Here is a 16745-nt window from a genome sequence, read left to right as displayed (position 1 = left end):
AGCCGCCCGCCCGACAGAAGTTCAGGAGTTCATGTGCGTATCGCGGTGACAGGATCCATCGCCACAGACCACCTGATGGTCTTCCCCGGCCGGTTCGGGGACCAGTTGATCCCCGACCAGCTCGCCCATGTCTCGCTCTCCTTCCTGGTCGACGCGCTCGAGGTGCGCCGGGGCGGAGTGGCGGCCAACATCGCCTTCGGCCTCGGCAGTCTCGGTCTCGGCCCGCTCCTTGTCGGGGCCGTGGGCAGCGACTTCGCGGAGTACGAGGTGTGGCTCAAGGAGCACGGCGTCGACACCGGCGCCGTCCGCGTCTCGGCGGAGCGGGGCACCGCACGCTTCATGGGCATCACCGACCAGGACGCCAACCAGATCGCGTCCTTCTACGCGGGTGCCATGCAGGAGGCCCGCGACATCGACCTCGCACAGGTCGTCGCCGGACGGGACCGCCCGGACCTGGTCCTGGTCGGCCCGAACGACCCGGCGGCGATGCTCCGCCACACCCGGGAGTGCCGGGAACTCGGCCTGCCCTTCGCCGCCGACCCCTCCCAGCAACTGGCCCGCCTCGACGGCGCGGAGGTACGCGATCTGGTGGAGGGCGCCCGCTGGCTGTTCACCAACGAGTACGAGGCCGCCCTGCTCCTGGAGCGCACCGGCTGGGAACGCGAGGACGTCCTCTCCGTGGTCGGCACGTGGATCACCACCCTCGGCGGCGCCGGCGTGCGCATCGACCGCCGGGGCGTCCCGCCGCGGACGGTGCCGGCCGTCCCCGACGTCCAGGTCACCGACCCGACCGGAGTCGGCGACGCCTTCCGGGCCGGGTTCCTCGCCGCCGTCGGCCGCGAACTCCCGCTGCCGGCCGCCGCCCGCCTGGGGTGCGTACTCGCCTCGGCGGCTCTCTCGACGGTCGGCTCACAGTCCTATGTCGTCGACAGGGAGCGACTCCTGTCCACGGCCGCCCGCGCCTACGGCACCGATGCGGCCGGGGAACTCGCCCCCGCACTGGAAGGCACCCCATGACCCCGTCCCGAATCGCGGCTCTCCGAGAGGCCCTGGCCACCCGTGTGGTGGTCGCCGATGGCGCGATGGGCACCATGTTGCAGGCCCAGAACCCCACGCTGGACGATTTCCAGCAGCTGGAGGGGTGCAACGAGGTCCTGAACCTGACCCGGCCCGACATCGTGCGTTCGGTGCACGAGGAGTACTTCGCGGCCGGTGTGGACTGCGTGGAGACGAACACCTTCGGCGCCAACCACTCCGCTCTGGGCGAGTACGACATCCCCGAGCGGGTGCACGAGTTGTCCGAGGCGGGTGCGCGGGTGGCCCGTGAGGTCGCCGACGAGTTCGGTGCGCGTGACGGGCGGCAGCGCTGGGTGCTGGGCTCCATGGGCCCGGGCACCAAGCTCCCCACCCTGGGCCACGCCCCCTACACGGTTCTGCGGGACGCCTATCAGCGCAACGCCGAGGGTCTGGTCGCCGGCGGCGCCGACGCGCTGCTGGTGGAGACCACGCAGGACCTGCTCCAGACCAAGGCCTCCGTCCTCGGCGCCCGGCGCGCCCTGGAGGCCCTCGGCCTCGACCTGCCGCTCATCGTGTCCGTCACCGTCGAGACCACCGGCACCATGCTGCTCGGCTCGGAGATCGGCGCGGCGCTGACCGCGCTGGAACCGCTCGGCATCGACATGATCGGCCTGAACTGCGCGACCGGTCCGGCGGAGATGAGCGAGCACCTGCGCTACCTCGCCCGGCACTCGCGTATCCCGCTGACCTGCATGCCCAACGCCGGTCTGCCCGTCCTCGGCAAGGACGGCGCACACTACCCGCTGACCGCACCTGAGCTGGCCGACGCACACGAGACGTTCGTGCGCGAGTACGGGCTGTCCCTGATCGGCGGTTGCTGCGGCACCACGCCCGAGCACCTGCGCCAGGTGGTCGAGCGGGTCCGGGACACCATCCCCACCGTCCGCGAGCCGCGCCCCGAGCCCGGTGCCGCCTCGCTCTACCAGACCGTGCCCTTCCGCCAGGACACCTCCTACCTGGCGATCGGTGAGCGCACCAACGCCAACGGGTCCAAGAAGTTCCGCGAGGCCATGCTGGACGGCCGCTGGGACGACTGTGTGGAGATGGCCCGCGATCAGATCCGCGAGGGCGCGCACATGCTCGACCTGTGCGTGGACTACGTCGGCCGGGACGGCGTCGCCGACATGGAGGAACTGGCCGGCCGGTTCGCCACGGCCTCCACGCTGCCGGTCGTCCTCGACTCGACCGAGGTCGACGTGATCCGGGCCGGCCTGGAGAAGCTGGGCGGCCGCGCGGTGATCAACTCGGTGAACTACGAGGACGGCGCCGGCCCCAAGTCCCGGTTCGCCCGCGTCACGAAGCTGGCCCGGGAGCACGGGGCGGCGTTGATCGCGCTGACCATCGACGAGGAGGGACAGGCCCGCACCGCGGAGAAGAAGGTCGAGATCGCCGAGCGGCTGATCGAGGATCTGACCGGCAACTGGGGCATTCACGAGTCGGACATCCTCGTCGACTGCCTGACCTTCACCATCTGTACCGGTCAGGAGGAGTCCCGGGGTGACGGTGTGGCCACCATCGAGGGCATCCGGGAGCTGAAGCGGCGCCACCCGGATGTGCAGACCACGCTGGGCCTGTCGAACATCTCCTTCGGCCTGAACCCGGCCGCCCGGATCCTGCTCAACTCGGTCTTCCTGGATGAGTGTGTGAAGGCGGGCCTGGATTCGGCGATCGTGCACGCGTCGAAGATTCTGCCGATCGCGCGGTTCGACGAGGAGCAGGTCACCACGGCCCTGGACCTGATCTACGACCGGCGCCGTGAGGGCTACGACCCGTTGCAGAAGCTGATGGCGCTCTTCGAGGGGGCCACGGCCAAGTCGCTGAGGGCGTCCAAGGCGGAGGAGCTGGCCGCGCTCCCGCTGGAGGAGCGCCTCAAGCGGCGCATCATCGACGGTGAGAAGAACGGCCTGGAGCAGGACCTGGACGAGGCGCTCCAGGAGCGTCCGGCCCTGGACATCGTCAACGAGACGCTGCTGGATGGCATGAAGGTGGTCGGTGAGCTGTTCGGTTCCGGCCAGATGCAGTTGCCGTTCGTGCTCCAGTCCGCCGAGGTCATGAAGACCGCGGTGGCTCATCTGGAGCCGCACATGGAGAAGACCGACGACGATGGCAAGGGCACGATCGTGCTGGCCACCGTCCGCGGTGATGTCCACGACATCGGCAAGAATCTCGTCGACATCATCCTGTCGAACAACGGCTACAACGTCGTCAACCTCGGGATCAAGCAGCCCGTCTCGGCGATCCTGGAGGCGGCCGACGAGCACCGGGCCGACGTCATCGGCATGTCCGGCCTCCTCGTCAAGTCCACCGTGATCATGAAGGAGAACCTGGAAGAACTGAACTCCCGGGGACTCGCGAGGGGTTACCCGGTGATCCTCGGCGGCGCCGCGCTGACCCGCGCCTACGTCGAGCAGGACCTGTACGAGATCTACGACGGCGAGGTCCGCTACGCCCGTGACGCGTTCGAGGGCCTGCGCCTGATGGACGCGCTGATCGGGATCAAGCGCGGTGTGCCCGGTGCCAGGCTGCCGGAGCTGAAGCAGCGCCGGGTGCGGGCCGCCACCGTCGAGATCGACGAGCGCCCCGAGGAAGGCCACGTCCGCTCCGACGTCGCCACCGACAACCCGGTGCCCGCCCCGCCCTTCCGCGGCACCCGCGTCGTCAAGGGCATCCAGCTCAAGGAGTACGCCTCCTGGCTGGACGAGGGCGCCCTCTTCAAGGGCCAGTGGGGGCTCAAGCAGGCCCGCACCGGTGAGGGGCCCTCCTACGAGGAGCTGGTCGAGTCCGAGGGCCGGCCGCGGCTGCGGGGCCTGCTGGACCGGCTCCAGACGGACAACCTTTTGGAGGCGGCCGTGGTCTACGGCTACTTCCCCTGCGTCTCCAAGGACGACGACCTGATCGTCCTCGACGACGACGGCAACGAACGCACCCGCTTCACCTTCCCGCGCCAGCGCCGCGGCCGGCGCCTGTGCCTGGCCGACTTCTTCCGCCCGGAGGAGTCCGGCGAGACCGACGTGGTCGGCTTCCAGGTCGTCACCGTCGGCTCCCGCATCGGCGAGGAGACCGCCCGCATGTTCGAGGCCAACGCCTACCGCGACTACCTCGAACTCCACGGCCTGTCCGTCCAACTCGCCGAAGCCCTCGCCGAATACTGGCACGCCCGGGTCCGTTCCGAACTCGGCATCGCGGCGGGCGACCCGCACTCCATGGACGGCATGTTCCGCACCGAGTACCAGGGCTGCCGCTACTCCCTCGGTTACCCGGCCTGTCCGGACCTGGAGGACCGCGCCAAGATCGCCGCCCTGCTGGAGCCGGAGCGCATCGGCGTCCACCTGTCCGAGGAGTTCCAGCTCCACCCCGAGCAGTCCACCGACGCCATCGTCACCCACCACCCCGAGGCGGGCTACTTCAATGCCGGAGGAGGCCGGACCCCGTGACCACCCTTCGTGATCTTCTCGCCGCCGGCCGGCCCTCGTTCTCGTTCGAGTTCTTCCCGCCGAAGACCGAGGCCGGCGTTCGCACCCTGTGGGCCTCGATCCGCCGGATCGAGGCCTTGGCACCCGCCTTCGTGTCCGTCACGTACGGCGCGGGCGGCTCCTCGAGGGACCGCACCGTGGAGGTGACCAAGCGGATCGCGGCGGAGACGACCCTGCGCCCCGTGGCCCACCTCACCGCCGTCGGCCACTCGGTCGCCGAACTGCGGCACATCGTCGGCCAGTACGCGGACGCGGGCGTGCGCGACGTCCTCGCCCTGCGCGGTGACCCGCCCGGCGACCCCAACGGGCCCTGGACGGCGCATCCGCAGGGCTTCACACACGCCCACGAGTTGGTGAGCCTGGTCCGGGAGCTGGGTGACTTCAGCGTAGGCGTGGCGGCCTTTCCGGAGCGGCACCCGCGCTCTCCCGACTGGGAGTCCGACATCCGGCACTTCGTCGCCAAGTGCAGGGCGGGCGCCGACTATGCCATCACCCAGATGTTCTTCCGTGCCGAGGACTACCTGAGGCTGCGCGACCGGCTCGTCGCGGCGGGCTGTGACACCCCGGTCATCCCGGAGATCATGCCCGCCACCGACGTACGGCAGATCCGGCGCTTCGCCGAACTCAGCGGTGCGGCCTTCCCCGAGGACCTGGCGCACCGGCTGGAAGCCGCTCGGGACGACCCCGCCACCGGTCACCGCATAGGCGTCGACCACGCCACGGCCATGGCCGACCGGCTCCTCGCCGAGGGTGCCCCCGGCCTGCACTACATCACCCTGAACCGTTCCACGGCGACGCTCGAAATCCACGCCGACATCCACGCATCCAGGAGTTCACGTGCCCTCGCAAGCCACCACTGACGCCCCGCCTTCCACAGACTTCAAGGTCGCCGACCTCTCCCGGGCCGCGTTCGGCCGCAAGGAGATCACCCTCGCCGAGCACGAGATGCCGGGCCTGATGGCGATCCGCGAGGAGTACGCCGCGGCCCGGCCGCTCGCCGGCGCCCGCGTCACCGGCTCCCTGCACATGACCGTGCAGACCGCCGTGCTCATCGAGACCCTGGTCGCCCTGGGCGCCGAGGTCCGCTGGGCCTCCTGCAACATCTATTCCACCCAGGACCACGCCGCGGCCGCCATCGCCGCCGGCCCGAACGGCACCCCGGACAACCCGCAGGGCGTCCCGGTCTTCGCCTGGAAGGGCGAGACCCTGGAGGAGTACTGGTGGTGCACGGAGCAGGCGCTGACCTGGCCGGGGGCCGACGGGCCCAACATGATCCTGGACGACGGCGGTGACGCCACCCTCCTCGTCCACAAGGGCGTCGAGTACCGCAAGACGGGAGCACTCCCCGCCGCCGACAACGACGAACTCGCCGCGGTGCGTGCCCTGCTGGAGCGCAGCCCCCTCGACTGGACGGCGATGGCGTCCGAGATCCGCGGTGTGACCGAGGAGACCACGACCGGTGTCCACCGCCTGTACGAGATGCACCGGGACGGCACCCTGCTGTTCCCGGCGATCAACGTCAACGACGCGGTGACGAAGTCGAAGTTCGACAACAAGTACGGCTGCCGGCACTCCCTGATCGACGGCATCAACCGTGCCACCGACGTGCTGATCGGCGGCAAGACCGCCGTCGTCTGCGGCTACGGCGATGTCGGCAAGGGCTGCGCGGAGTCGCTGCGCGGGCAGGGCGCCCGGGTGATCATCACGGAGATCGACCCGATCTGCGCCCTTCAGGCGGCGATGGACGGCTTCCAGGTCACCACGCTGGACGAGGTCGTCGACAAGGCCGACATCTTCGTCACCACGACCGGCAACAAGGACATCATCATGGCCGCGGACATGGCCAGGATGAAGCACCAGGCGATCATCGGCAACATCGGCCACTTCGACAACGAGATCGACATGGCCGGCCTCGCCAAGACCCCCGGTATCGTCAAGGACGAGGTCAAGCCGCAGGTGCACACCTGGACCTACCCCGACGGCAAGGTCCTCATCGTCCTGTCCGAGGGCCGCCTGCTGAACCTGGGCAACGCCACCGGTCACCCGTCGTTCGTGATGTCGAACTCGTTCGCGGACCAGACCCTGGCCCAGATCGAGCTGTTCACCAAGCCCGATGAGTACCCGACCGACGTCTACGTGCTGCCCAAGCACCTGGACGAGAAGGTCGCCCGGCTCCACCTGGACTCCCTCGGCGTCAAGCTGACCACGCTCCGCCCGGAGCAGGCCGACTACATCGGCGTGAAGGTCGAGGGTCCCTACAAGGCGGACCACTACCGCTACTGACGGAGCGTCAGGTGGCGCGCTCCCGGTCAGTGTCCGGGGGCGCGCGGCCGGTCATGGCCCGTCATGGCCCGTCGTGGCCGGTCATGACCGGGCACGTCCGGTCCGTCGGTTTTCGGCCGCAGCCGGGCTCTTCGCTCACTTGCTTCGGGCGTGTCCGGAGGCGTTGGCTGATCACCATGGAATACACGCAGCTCGGACGCACTGGACTCAAAGTCAGCCGACTGGTGCTCGGCACCATGAACTTCGGACCGCAGACCGAGGAGGCCGACAGCCACGCCATCATGGACGCCGCGCTGGAGGCCGGCGTCAACTTCGTGGACACCGCCGACGTCTACGGCCAGAGCGCGGGCAAGGGGCGCACCGAGGAGATCCTCGGCGCCTGGTTCGCACAGGGCGGCGGACGCCGCGAGAAGACCGTGCTCGCCACCAAGGTGTACGGCGACATGCTGCCCGACGGAGCCCCCGAGTGGCCGAACTACGGCCGGCTCTCGGCCCTCAACATCCGCCGGGCGGTGGACGCCTCGTTGCGGCGGCTGCGGACGGACCACATCGACATCTACCAGTTCCACCACGTCGACCGGCTCACGCCGTTCGACGAGATCTGGCAGGCCGTCGACGTCCTCGTCCAGCAGGGCAAGATCCTTTACGCCGGTTCCTCCAACTTCCCCGGCTACAAGATCGCGCAGGCCAACGAGACCGCGGCGCGACGCGGTTCGACGTTCGGTCTCGTCAGCGAGCAGTGCCTGTACAACCTCGCCGAACGACGCGCCGAGATGGACGTCATCCCGGCCGCGCAGGAGTACGGCGTCGGCGTCATCGCCTGGTCGCCGTTGTACGGCGGCATGCTCGGGGGCGTACTCAAGAAGGAGCACAAGGGAGGGCGCAGGACCGGGGGACACGGGGCGCGCCTGCTCAACGACCCGGCCGTGCGGGGACGGGTGCAGGCCTACGAGGACCTGCTCGACAAGCACGGTATCGAGCCGGGCGAGGCGGCGCTGGCCTGGCTGCTGACCCGGCCCGGCATCACCGGCCCGATCGTCGGCCCGCGCACCCGCGAGCAGCTCGACTCCGCGCTGCGGGCCATCGACCTCGATCTGCCGGAGGAGGTGCGGGAGGGCCTCGACGAGATCTTCCCGGGCCCGGGCCCGTCGCCGGAGGCGTTCGCCTGGTGAGTCCGGCCGGCCGGCCCCCGCGAGCGTCCGGTGGGGGAGCGGCGGCCGGGCGGGCACGGCAAGGATCTTCGGGCAACCCGTAACCCGCCGCACGCGCCGCGGTTGCTAGCGGTGGGGGGTCCGCTGTCGCGCGACGCGGTCCTCCGTGCCGAGGACGGGCCCGGCACGACGCGTCGTGTCCGGACAGCGGGAGGTCGAGAAGAGCCGTGGCGGAAACCGCGTACGAGGGGTTGGCGGGCGCCCGGTCCGAGGACGGCGGGTTTGAGGACAGCGGGTTTGAGGACGGCCGGTCCGAGGACGGCGCCCGTGTCCCGGCCGGGGCGGGAGGCGCACCGAGGCGTCAGCCGGCGCGGGAGGCCGCGGCGCGTACCTACGCGCGCGCCCTCCCGGTCGTGCCCGTCCGCGCCCGGGGGCTGACCATCGAGGACGCCGCCGGCCGCCGCTACCTGGACTGCGCCTCCGGGGCGGGGACCCTCGCCCTGGGACACCATCACCCGGTCGTCCTGGAGGCGATGCGCAGGGTTCTCGACTCGGAGACCCCGTTGCAGGTCATGGGCCTCACCACCCCGGTCGAGGACGCATTCGTCACCGAACTCCTGCGCACGCTCCCGCCCCGGCTCGCCGACCACGCGCGCGTGCGCTTCTGTAGACCCGGCGGCAGCGACCCGGTCGACACCGCGGTCGCCCTGGTCCGCGCCGCCTCCGGCCGGGCCCCGATCGTCACGCCCACCGGCGCCCACTTCGGCGCGGCGGCCGAGGCCTGCTGTCCGTCCGGCGGCGGGGAACCGCCCGCCGGCGTGGTCCTGGAACCGGTGCGCAGCGCGGACGGCGTCCTGCCCGTCCCCGACGCGTGGCTGCGCGACCTGCGGCGCGTCACGGCCGAACGGTCCGTGCCGCTCATCGCCGACGAGACCGAGACCGGGGTGGGCCGGACCGGTGCCTTGTGGGCGGTCGATCACAGCGGGGTCACCCCCGACGTGCTGATCCTCTCCAAGGCGATCGGCGGCAGCCTGCCGCTGGCCGCGGTGGTCCACCACGAGGACCTCGACGGCCGTCGCACCGGCTCCGATCGGCACACCGTCGGAGCGCCCGGCGCCGGTACGTTCCGTGGCAACCAACTCGCCCTGGCCGCGGGCGCGGCCACCCTCGCCCACGTGCGCGAGCAACGTCTCGCCGAGCACGCCGCCGCCCTCGGTGGCCGGATGCTGTCCCGACTGCGCGGTCTGGCCGCGGAGTTCGCGTGTGTCGGGAACGTGCGCGGACGCGGCCTGATGATCGGCGTGGAGTTGGTGTCACCGGACGGTGCACCCGACGGCGCTCCCTCTGGCGGCCCCCGCTCCGACGGCATTCCCTCCGACGGCATTCCCTCCGACAGCACTCCCTCCGACGGCAGTCCCTCGGGCGGCATTCCCTCCGTAGGCGGCCCGCCCGGCACCGGGAGCGAACTCGCCGTCGCCGTCCAACGGGAGTGTCTGCGGCGCGGCCTGATCGTGGCTCTCACGGGCCCGGACCGGAACGTCGTGCGACTGCTGCCGCCCCTGATCATCACCGAGGAGCAGGCGTCCACGATCCTGGATCGTTTCGCCGACGCGGTGCGGACGGTGGACCGGCGCCGCGGCGGTCACGCTCCGCCCCACCGGGCGCACGCCGCGCGATGAGACCGCCGCCCCGCCCCGCTCCGCACGTCACGAGGACCGCGTTGCACATCACCCCCACACCCGAGCTAGCGCCCGCCGAGCCGCCCGGAACCCGACCGGCCGCCGCCGCATCCTCCTGCTCCTCCCCGGACCGTCCCGACCCCCACCACGCGCAGGAACCCCGCGAACCCCGAGAACCCCGAGAACCCCAAGGCGCACAACGCAGCCCGCAAGACCTTCGCACCCACGCGGAGGCGCATGCCGCGGCACAGGCCGCTGCCGTCGAGAACCTGCTCCGCTGCTGGGTCCGAGAGACCGGCGTGGGCGCGCCCGGCGACGGTGTCCTGCACCTGCGGCTCCCGGCCTGCGGCACGGCCCTGGCCGTTCCCGTGGCCTACTGGTCCCCGACCGGACGGCACCGCTTCGGCCTCCCGCGACTGATCGACGCCCCCGCCTCGGCGCCGCCCGTCGACGCCCTCACCCTCGCCGCGTTGCTCGGGCGGGAGGCCCCCGGCATCCCGGGCTCCGCCGGTACCGACCTCGTGGCGCGCGTGGCCGACTCCGTCCGCCGTACCGCCGTAATCCTGCGCGACCGCGGGGAACGCCCCGACGGCGGCACCGGTCGCCCGGCGCCGGCACCCCCCGACCTGTTCCTCGCCGCCGAACAGGCGCTCCTCCTCGGGCATCCGCTGCACCCCACCCCCAAGAGCCGTGAGGGCCTCACCGAGGCGGAGGCGCGGCGGTACTCTCCGGAACTGCGCGGCTCCTTCCCTCTGCACTGGGTGGCCGTGGCCCCGTCCGTACTCGCCACCGACTCGGCCTGGACCGAGCGCGGCCGCCCGGTCGCCGCGCCCCGGCTCACCGCCCGCCTCGCCGCGGACGATCCGGTCCCGCCGGACGGATACGCGCTCCTTCCGCTGCACCCCTGGCAGTTCCGCGCGGTCGCACACCGGCCCGGGGTCGCCGCGCTGCTGGACGCCGGACTGCTCAGGGACCTCGGACCCCGCGGCGCTCCCTGGCATCCCACCTCCTCCCTCCGCACCGTGCACCGCACCGGCGCCCCCGCCATGCTCAAGCTGTCGCTGGCGCTGCACATCACCAACTCCCGGCGCGAGAACCTCCGCAAGGAGCTCCACCGCGGCGTCGAGGTCCACCGTCTGCTGCGCCGCGGGCTCTCCCGGCAGTGGCGGGCCGCCCACCCCGCGTTCGACATCGTCCGTGATCCGGCCTGGCTGGCCGTCGACGGACCGGACGGCAGCCCCGTACGCGGGCTGGACGTCGTCGTCCGCCACAATCCCTTTCACCCCTCGGACGACGTCTCCTGCGTGGCCGGCCTCACCGCGCCGTGGCCGCACACCCGGGCGGACCGCCCCGACGCGGGCACCACCGCCGCCGTCCCCGACCCGCGCTCCCGGCTGGCCGCGGTCGTCACCCGGCTCGCCCGCCGGACCGGCCGCCCGGCCGGAGCCGTCGCCGCCGAGTGGTTCCTGCGCTACCTCCACCACGTCGTACGTCCCGTCCTGTGGCTGGACGCCCGTGCGGGCATCGCCCTCGAAGCGCACCAGCAGAACACCCTCGTGCTGCTGGACGCCGACGGCTGGCCCGCGGGCGGCCGCTACCGGGACAACCAGGGCTACTACTTCCGGGAGTCGAGGCGCACGGAACTGGACGCCCTGCTGCCCGGAATCGGAGCGCACAGCGACACCTTCGTGCCCGACGCGGTCACCGACGAGCGCTTCGCGTACTACCTCGCCGTCAACAACGTGTTCGGCCTCATCGGCGCCTTCGGCTCGCAGGGTCTCGCCGACGAACACGTGCTGCTCGCCGCCTTCCGCCGCTTCCTCGGCGAGCTCGTCTGCGGCCCGGACCCACTGGGTGGCCCCCTTCCGGCGCATCTCCTCGACTCACCCGTCCTGCGCTGCAAGGCCAACCTGCTGACCCGCCTGCACGGCCTCGACGAACTCGTCGGGCCGGTGGACACCCAGTCCGTCTACGTCACCATCGCCAACCCGCTGCGCGCCTGACCGGTCCGCCGCCCCTGCCCCCGGCCCCTTAGGCACCTCCCTCACTCCCTCCCCTCCCGAAAACCTCACTCCCGCCCCTCCCGAAAGAGCGATCCCTTGGCTTCCACCGACGCGAGCGCCGACGACACCCTGGACCTGCACCTGCCCGGGGAGTTCGTCGCGCTCTTCCGGAGCGCGGGGGACGACCGCGCCGGGACGAGGACGGCACGGGCGCGTGCGGACCTCCTCGACGGCCTCGCCGACTGGGGGCCGAGCCATACCTCCGCCGGCGTGTTCCACCTGGTGCCCGTCGACGTCGAGCGGGACGCCGCGACCGTCGCGCGCTGGATGAACGACCCCGCCGTCGCCGCCTACTGGGAGCTGACCGGACCGCAGAGCGTGACCTCCGACCACCTCCGGGCCCAGCTCGCCGGGGACGGACGCAGCGTCCCGTGCGTCGGGCTGCTGGACGGGGTGCCGGTGAGCTACTGGGAGATCTACCGGGCCGACCTCGACCCGCTGGCCCGGTACTGTCCCGTCCGGCCGCACGACACCGGCATCCACCTGCTGATCGGCGACGACGCCGACCGCGGGCGGGGCCTCGGTACCGAGCTGATCAGGACCGTCGCCGACCTCGTCCTCGCGGAGCGCCCCGCCTGCACACGCGTGCTCGCCGAACCCGACGTCCGCAACCGGTCGTCCGTCGCGGCGTTCCTCGGCGCCGGGTTCCGGCTGGCGGCCGAGGTGGAGCTGCCCGCCAAGCGCGCCGCCCTCATGATCCGCGAACGGGCGGCGCGGGAGTCGCCGTGACGCCCGGCGCCGCTGCGGCCCATCCGATCGCCCGTCCCGTTCGTCGGTCACTGCCCCAGGAGCCCGCCTTGCCGCGCCCGTCGCCGCAGTCAGCGTCACACGCGCCCCTCGTACCCGCCTTGCGGACCCGTTTGTCAGACCCGGGCCGTAGGGTGGTCGAGCTATGACGAAGCCCTCACTCCCCGAACTCCTGCACGCCGCCGTCACCGCCGTCGGCGGCACGGAGCGTCCCGGCCAGGTGGCCATGGCCGAAGCCGTCGAGGAAGCCATCGACGGCGGCTCCCACCTGCTGGTCCAGGCCGGCACCGGCACCGGAAAGTCGCTGGGGTACCTGGTGCCCGCGCTGGCGCACGGGGAGCGGGTGGTCGTCGCCACCGCGACCCTGGCCCTCCAGCGCCAGCTGGTCGAGCGGGACCTGCCCCGCACGGTCGACGCGCTCCACCCGCAGCTGCGCCGCCGCCCGGAGTTCGCGATGCTCAAGGGCCGGTCGAACTACCTGTGCCTGCACCGGCTGCACGAGGGCGTGCCGCAGGACGAGGAGGACGGCCTCTTCGACCAGTTCGAGGCCGCCGCCCCCACCAGCAAGCTGGGCCAGGACCTGCTGCGGATGCGCGACTGGGCGGACGAGACCGAGACCGGCGACCGCGACGACCTGACGCCCGGCGTCTCCGACCGTGCCTGGGCACAGGTGTCGGTGTCCTCCAGGGAATGCCTGGGCGCCACGAAGTGTGCCTACGGCGCCGAATGCTTCGCCGAGGCGGCCCGCGAGCGCGCCAAGCTCTCCGAGGTCGTCGTCACCAACCACGCGCTCCTCGCGATCGACGCCATCGAGGGCGCGCCGGTCCTGCCGCAGCACGAGGTGCTGATCGTCGACGAGGCGCACGAGCTGGTCTCCCGGGTCACCGGGGTGGCCACCGGCGAGCTGACCCCCGGCCAGGTCAACCGTGCGGTGCGGCGCGCCGCGAAGCTGGTCAACGAGAAGGCCGCCGACCAGCTCCAGACCGCCGCCGAGGGCTTCGAGCGGCTGATGGAGCTGGCGCTGCCGGGCCGCCTCGAAGAGATCCCGGAGGACCTGGGCTACGCCCTGATGGCGCTGCGGGACGCCTGCCGTACGGTCATCTCGGCCATCGGCACCACCCGCGACAAGTCCGTGCAGGACGAGGACGCGGTCCGCAAGCAGGCGCTGGCCTCCGTGGAGTCCGTGCACGACGTGGCCGAGCGGATCACGAACGGCTCGGAGTGGGACGTCGTCTGGTACGAGCGCCACGACCGGTTCGGTGCCTCGCTGCGAGTCGCTCCGATGTCCGTCTCCGGCCTGTTGCGGGAGAAGCTCTTCACCGACCGCTCGGTCGTCCTGACCTCCGCCACCCTGAAGCTGGGGGGCGACTTCAACGGGGTCGGAGCGTCCCTCGGCCTCGCCCCCGAGGGCACCGAGGGCGACGACGTGCCCCAGTGGAAGGGTGTCGACGTCGGCTCGCCCTTCGACTACCGCAAGCAGGGCATCCTCTACGTCGCCAAGCACCTGGCCCGCCCCGCCAGGGACGGCGACCGCGGCGACATGCTGGACGAGCTGACCGAGCTGATCCAGGCGGCGGGCGGCCGCACCCTGGGCCTGTTCTCCTCGATGCGCGCGGCCCAGCTGGCCGCCGAGGAGCTGCGCTCGCGAATTCCGGAGTACCCGATCCTCCTCCAGGGCGAGGAGACCCTCGGTGAGCTGATCAAGAACTTCGCGGCCGACCCGGGGACCTGCCTCTTCGGCACCCTGTCCCTGTGGCAGGGCGTCGACGTCCCCGGGCCGAGCTGCCAGCTGGTCGTCATGGACAAGATCCCGTTCCCGCGTCCGGACGACCCCCTGATGAGCGCCCGGCAGAAGGCGGTGGAGGAGGCCGGGGGCAACGGCTTCATGGCGGTCGCCGCCACCCACGCCGCGCTGCTGATGGCCCAGGGCGCCGGCAGGCTGGTCCGTGCGTCGGGCGACCGCGGGGTGGTCGCCGTACTCGACCAGCGGCTGGCGACGGCCCGGTACGGCAGCTATCTGAAGGCGTCCCTGCCCGACTTCTGGTTCACCACGGACCGCAACCAGGTCCGCAAGTCGCTCGCCGCGATCGACGCGAAGGCACGGCAGACCGAGGCCGCGGGGCAGACGGAGAGCGTCTGACAGCGCTGGGCCCCGGAACCGGCGCAGAGGTTCCGGGGCCCGGTCGGGTCGGCGGGGCGCTGTCGCGCGTACCCGCCCGCCGTGGCGCTCAGACGCGACGCAGTACGGCCACCACCTTGCCGAGGATGGTCGCGTCGTCACCGGGGATCGGCTCGTACGCCGAGTTGTGCGGGAGGAGCCAGACGTGGCCGTCCTCGCGCTTGAAGCGCTTGACGGTGGCCTCGCCGTCCAGCATGGCCGCCACGATGTCGCCGTTCTCCGCGACCGGCTGGCGGCGGACCGTGACCCAGTCGCCGTCGCAGATCGCCGCCTCGATCATCGAGTCGCCGACGACCTTCAGGACGAACAGCTCGCCGTCGCCGACCAGCTGCCGGGGGAGCGGGAAGACGTCCTCGACGGACTCCTCGGCCAGGATCGGACCACCGGCGGCGATCCGGCCGACCAGCGGGACGTACGAGGCGGCCGGCTTCCCGGCGGTGTCCGTGGGCTGCACCGAGGCGGCCTGGTCGGAGCCGCGCACCTCGTACGCGCGCGGGCGGTGCGGGTCCCGGCGCAGGAAGCCCTTGCGCTCCAGCGCCATCAGCTGGTGCGCCACCGACGACGTGCTGGAGAGGCCGACGGCCTGGCCGATCTCCCGCATCGACGGCGGGTAACCGCGTCGCTGCACGGAGTCGCGGATGACTTCGATCACCCGGCGCTGGCGGTCGGTCAGTCCCGAGCTGTCCGCCCGGATGCCGGGAGGTCGCCCCGGCAGGGAGCGCTTGTGCCCCTCGGGATTCGCGGCGTCGCTCATCGCGTGCACCGGCTCAGGACGGCCCTGGGGGCGCTCCTGGGCAGTGATGGTGGCACTGTCGGCGGTGGTGGTCACGTCGGCCCCTCTCGATGGTCTCCCTGCTGCACAACGGTAGTAGCTTTCGAAAGGTTGCGCCAAACACACGTTCGAGTGAAAAACCGCGAATCGCTCGCCCGTATTGCATGTCTGGGTGTATGGCTAACCGTGGTGCCTGGCGGACAAAAGGGCCTATTGCTGTACTCTTCACCGCCGTGGCGGCAACCCCGGGGATGTCGCCCCAGTCTGCCATCCGGCATTCCGTTCGACGGGGCGGGTCTCCCATCCGTTGCGGTAGCCCCACGTCCCCTCCCCGCGGTGCCCACCGTATCTCCGCACACCCCCGGGCGATACGGCCGCGACACGGCCCCGTGTGTCCGGTGGGACCCGGGCGGCCGCGCACGCACAGGCGCGACACGCGTGCAGGGCGTGTTTGTATGGGCCAATCCCCACATCTAGTGGTTGGATTGCATCAGCAGCCCACAAGTTGTGGTCCCCCGGGTCTTCGAGCCCGCCGCGATCGCCTATGCTGGGGGCTGCTTCGAGGGGCCTGAAGGGCCTTTCGAGGCTATTGAGTCTGCTGTGAGGAGGGTTCGGAGACCATGCACTGCCCCTTCTGCAGGCACCCCGACAGCCGTGTCGTCGACAGTCGTACGACCGACGACGGCACGTCGATCCGCAGGCGCCGCCAGTGCCCTGACTGCTCCCGTCGGTTCACGACCGTGGAGACGTGCTCGCTCATGGTGGTGAAGCGGTCCGGGGTCACCGAGCCGTTCAGCCGCACCAAGGTGATCAACGGTGTGCGCAAGGCCTGTCAGGGCCGGCCCGTCACCGAGGACGCGCTCGCGCAGCTCGGCCAGCGGGTCGAGGAGGCGGTGCGGGCCACCGGAAGCGCCGAGCTGACCACCCACGACGTGGGGCTGGCCATTCTCGGACCGTTGCAGGAGCTCGACCTCGTCGCCTATCTGCGATTCGCCTCCGTCTACCGGGCTTTCGGCTCGCTCGAGGACTTCGAGGCCGCGATCGCGGAACTGAGGGAGACGACGGGGCACCCCGGCGAGGACGACGGCCGCGCGGGGAGCCAGGAGAACGACCGCGGGCCCACGGGGGCAGGACAGGTCCCCGAGCCCGCAGGCGCCGCCGACTGATCGGCGGGCCGGATCCGGACTTCGGCGCCCGGGCCCGGCCGGACGGCGGCGAGTGACAAAGACCTGTTGCGGGCGGAGCGAGCGATGCCCGCAACACCAGACAGAACACCGTGCCCACGGGAACAATCGGGGCACTTCAGGGCGTTTTCGCCCGT

The 16745-nt window shown here is 71.7% G+C and carries 11 protein-coding genes; 10 read left to right on the top strand and 1 reads right to left on the bottom strand.

Annotated features, from left to right (window positions below; all coding sequences use genetic code 11):
- Positions 1-33: 33 nt before the first annotated feature.
- From B9W62_RS10005 to B9W62_RS09965, 9 genes are all read left to right on the top strand, one after another.
- The gene (locus B9W62_RS10005) at positions 34-1017 is read left to right on the top strand and encodes a carbohydrate kinase family protein (RefSeq protein WP_087806849.1); all 984 of its coding nucleotides are present in this window, start codon (positions 34-36) and stop codon (positions 1015-1017) included.
- Entirely contained in the window at positions 1014-4511 is a 3498-nt protein-coding gene (gene metH, locus B9W62_RS10000; RefSeq protein ID WP_087806848.1) for a methionine synthase, read from the top strand. Before B9W62_RS10005 ends, metH begins: the two co-directional genes overlap by 4 nt.
- Positions 4508-5410, top strand: coding sequence for a methylenetetrahydrofolate reductase [NAD(P)H] (metF, locus tag B9W62_RS09995; RefSeq protein ID WP_087806847.1), 903 nt, complete (start codon positions 4508-4510; stop codon positions 5408-5410). The genes metH and metF overlap by 4 nt, the downstream gene beginning before the upstream one ends.
- The gene (gene ahcY, locus B9W62_RS09990; RefSeq protein WP_087806846.1) at positions 5388-6833 is read left to right on the top strand and encodes an adenosylhomocysteinase; all 1446 of its coding nucleotides are present in this window, start codon (positions 5388-5390) and stop codon (positions 6831-6833) included. Before metF ends, ahcY begins: the two co-directional genes overlap by 23 nt.
- Before the next feature lie 176 nt (positions 6834-7009).
- A complete protein-coding gene (locus B9W62_RS09985) occupies positions 7010-8005 on the top strand; it encodes an aldo/keto reductase (protein ID WP_087806845.1) in 996 nt (331 codons plus the stop codon).
- Positions 8006-8211: 206 nt separating this feature from the next.
- Positions 8212-9663, top strand: coding sequence for an aminotransferase class III-fold pyridoxal phosphate-dependent enzyme (locus B9W62_RS09980; protein WP_087806844.1), 1452 nt, complete (start codon positions 8212-8214; stop codon positions 9661-9663).
- A complete protein-coding gene (locus B9W62_RS09975; protein WP_087806843.1) occupies positions 9660-11666 on the top strand; it encodes an IucA/IucC family protein in 2007 nt (668 codons plus the stop codon). The genes B9W62_RS09980 and B9W62_RS09975 overlap by 4 nt, the downstream gene beginning before the upstream one ends.
- Positions 11667-11762: 96 nt before the next feature.
- Positions 11763-12455, top strand: a complete 693-nt coding sequence (locus tag B9W62_RS09970; protein ID WP_087806842.1) for a GNAT family N-acetyltransferase — start codon at positions 11763-11765, stop codon at positions 12453-12455.
- Between the two features lie 163 nt (positions 12456-12618).
- Positions 12619-14613, top strand: a complete 1995-nt coding sequence (locus B9W62_RS09965; protein WP_087806841.1) for an ATP-dependent DNA helicase — start codon at positions 12619-12621, stop codon at positions 14611-14613.
- 88 nt (positions 14614-14701) lie between these two features.
- On the opposite strand, the gene lexA is transcribed toward B9W62_RS09965, so the two are convergent.
- On the bottom strand, positions 14702-15481 hold the full coding sequence (lexA, locus tag B9W62_RS09960) for a transcriptional repressor LexA (protein ID WP_003973219.1): 780 nt from the start codon (positions 15479-15481) through the stop codon (positions 14702-14704).
- 563 nt (positions 15482-16044) lie between these two features.
- Here lexA and nrdR point away from each other — a divergent pair.
- On the top strand, positions 16045-16590 hold the full coding sequence (nrdR, locus tag B9W62_RS09955) for a transcriptional regulator NrdR (RefSeq protein ID WP_087806840.1): 546 nt from the start codon (positions 16045-16047) through the stop codon (positions 16588-16590).
- The last annotated feature ends 155 nt before the right edge of the window (positions 16591-16745 follow it).

It is taken from the genome of Streptomyces sp. CS113 (assembly GCF_002188365.1).
In the GTDB taxonomy this organism is placed as follows: domain Bacteria; phylum Actinomycetota; class Actinomycetes; order Streptomycetales; family Streptomycetaceae; genus Streptomyces; species Streptomyces tendae.
This window is presented reverse-complemented; position numbering and strand designations above follow the sequence as displayed.

Bases quoted from the DNA above. Each gene is read 5' to 3' on its own strand.
- metH (WP_087806848.1), top strand. From the start codon at position 1,014: ATGACCCCGTCCCGAATCGCGGCTCTCCGAGAGGCCCTGGCCACCCGT.
- B9W62_RS09985 (WP_087806845.1), top strand. From the start codon at position 7,010: ATGGAATACACGCAGCTCGGACGCACTGGACTCAAAGTCAGCCGACTG.
- B9W62_RS09975 (WP_087806843.1), top strand. From the start codon at position 9,660: ATGAGACCGCCGCCCCGCCCCGCTCCGCACGTCACGAGGACCGCGTTG.
- B9W62_RS09965 (WP_087806841.1), top strand. From the start codon at position 12,619: ATGACGAAGCCCTCACTCCCCGAACTCCTGCACGCCGCCGTCACCGCC.
- nrdR (WP_087806840.1), top strand. From the start codon at position 16,045: ATGCACTGCCCCTTCTGCAGGCACCCCGACAGCCGTGTCGTCGACAGT.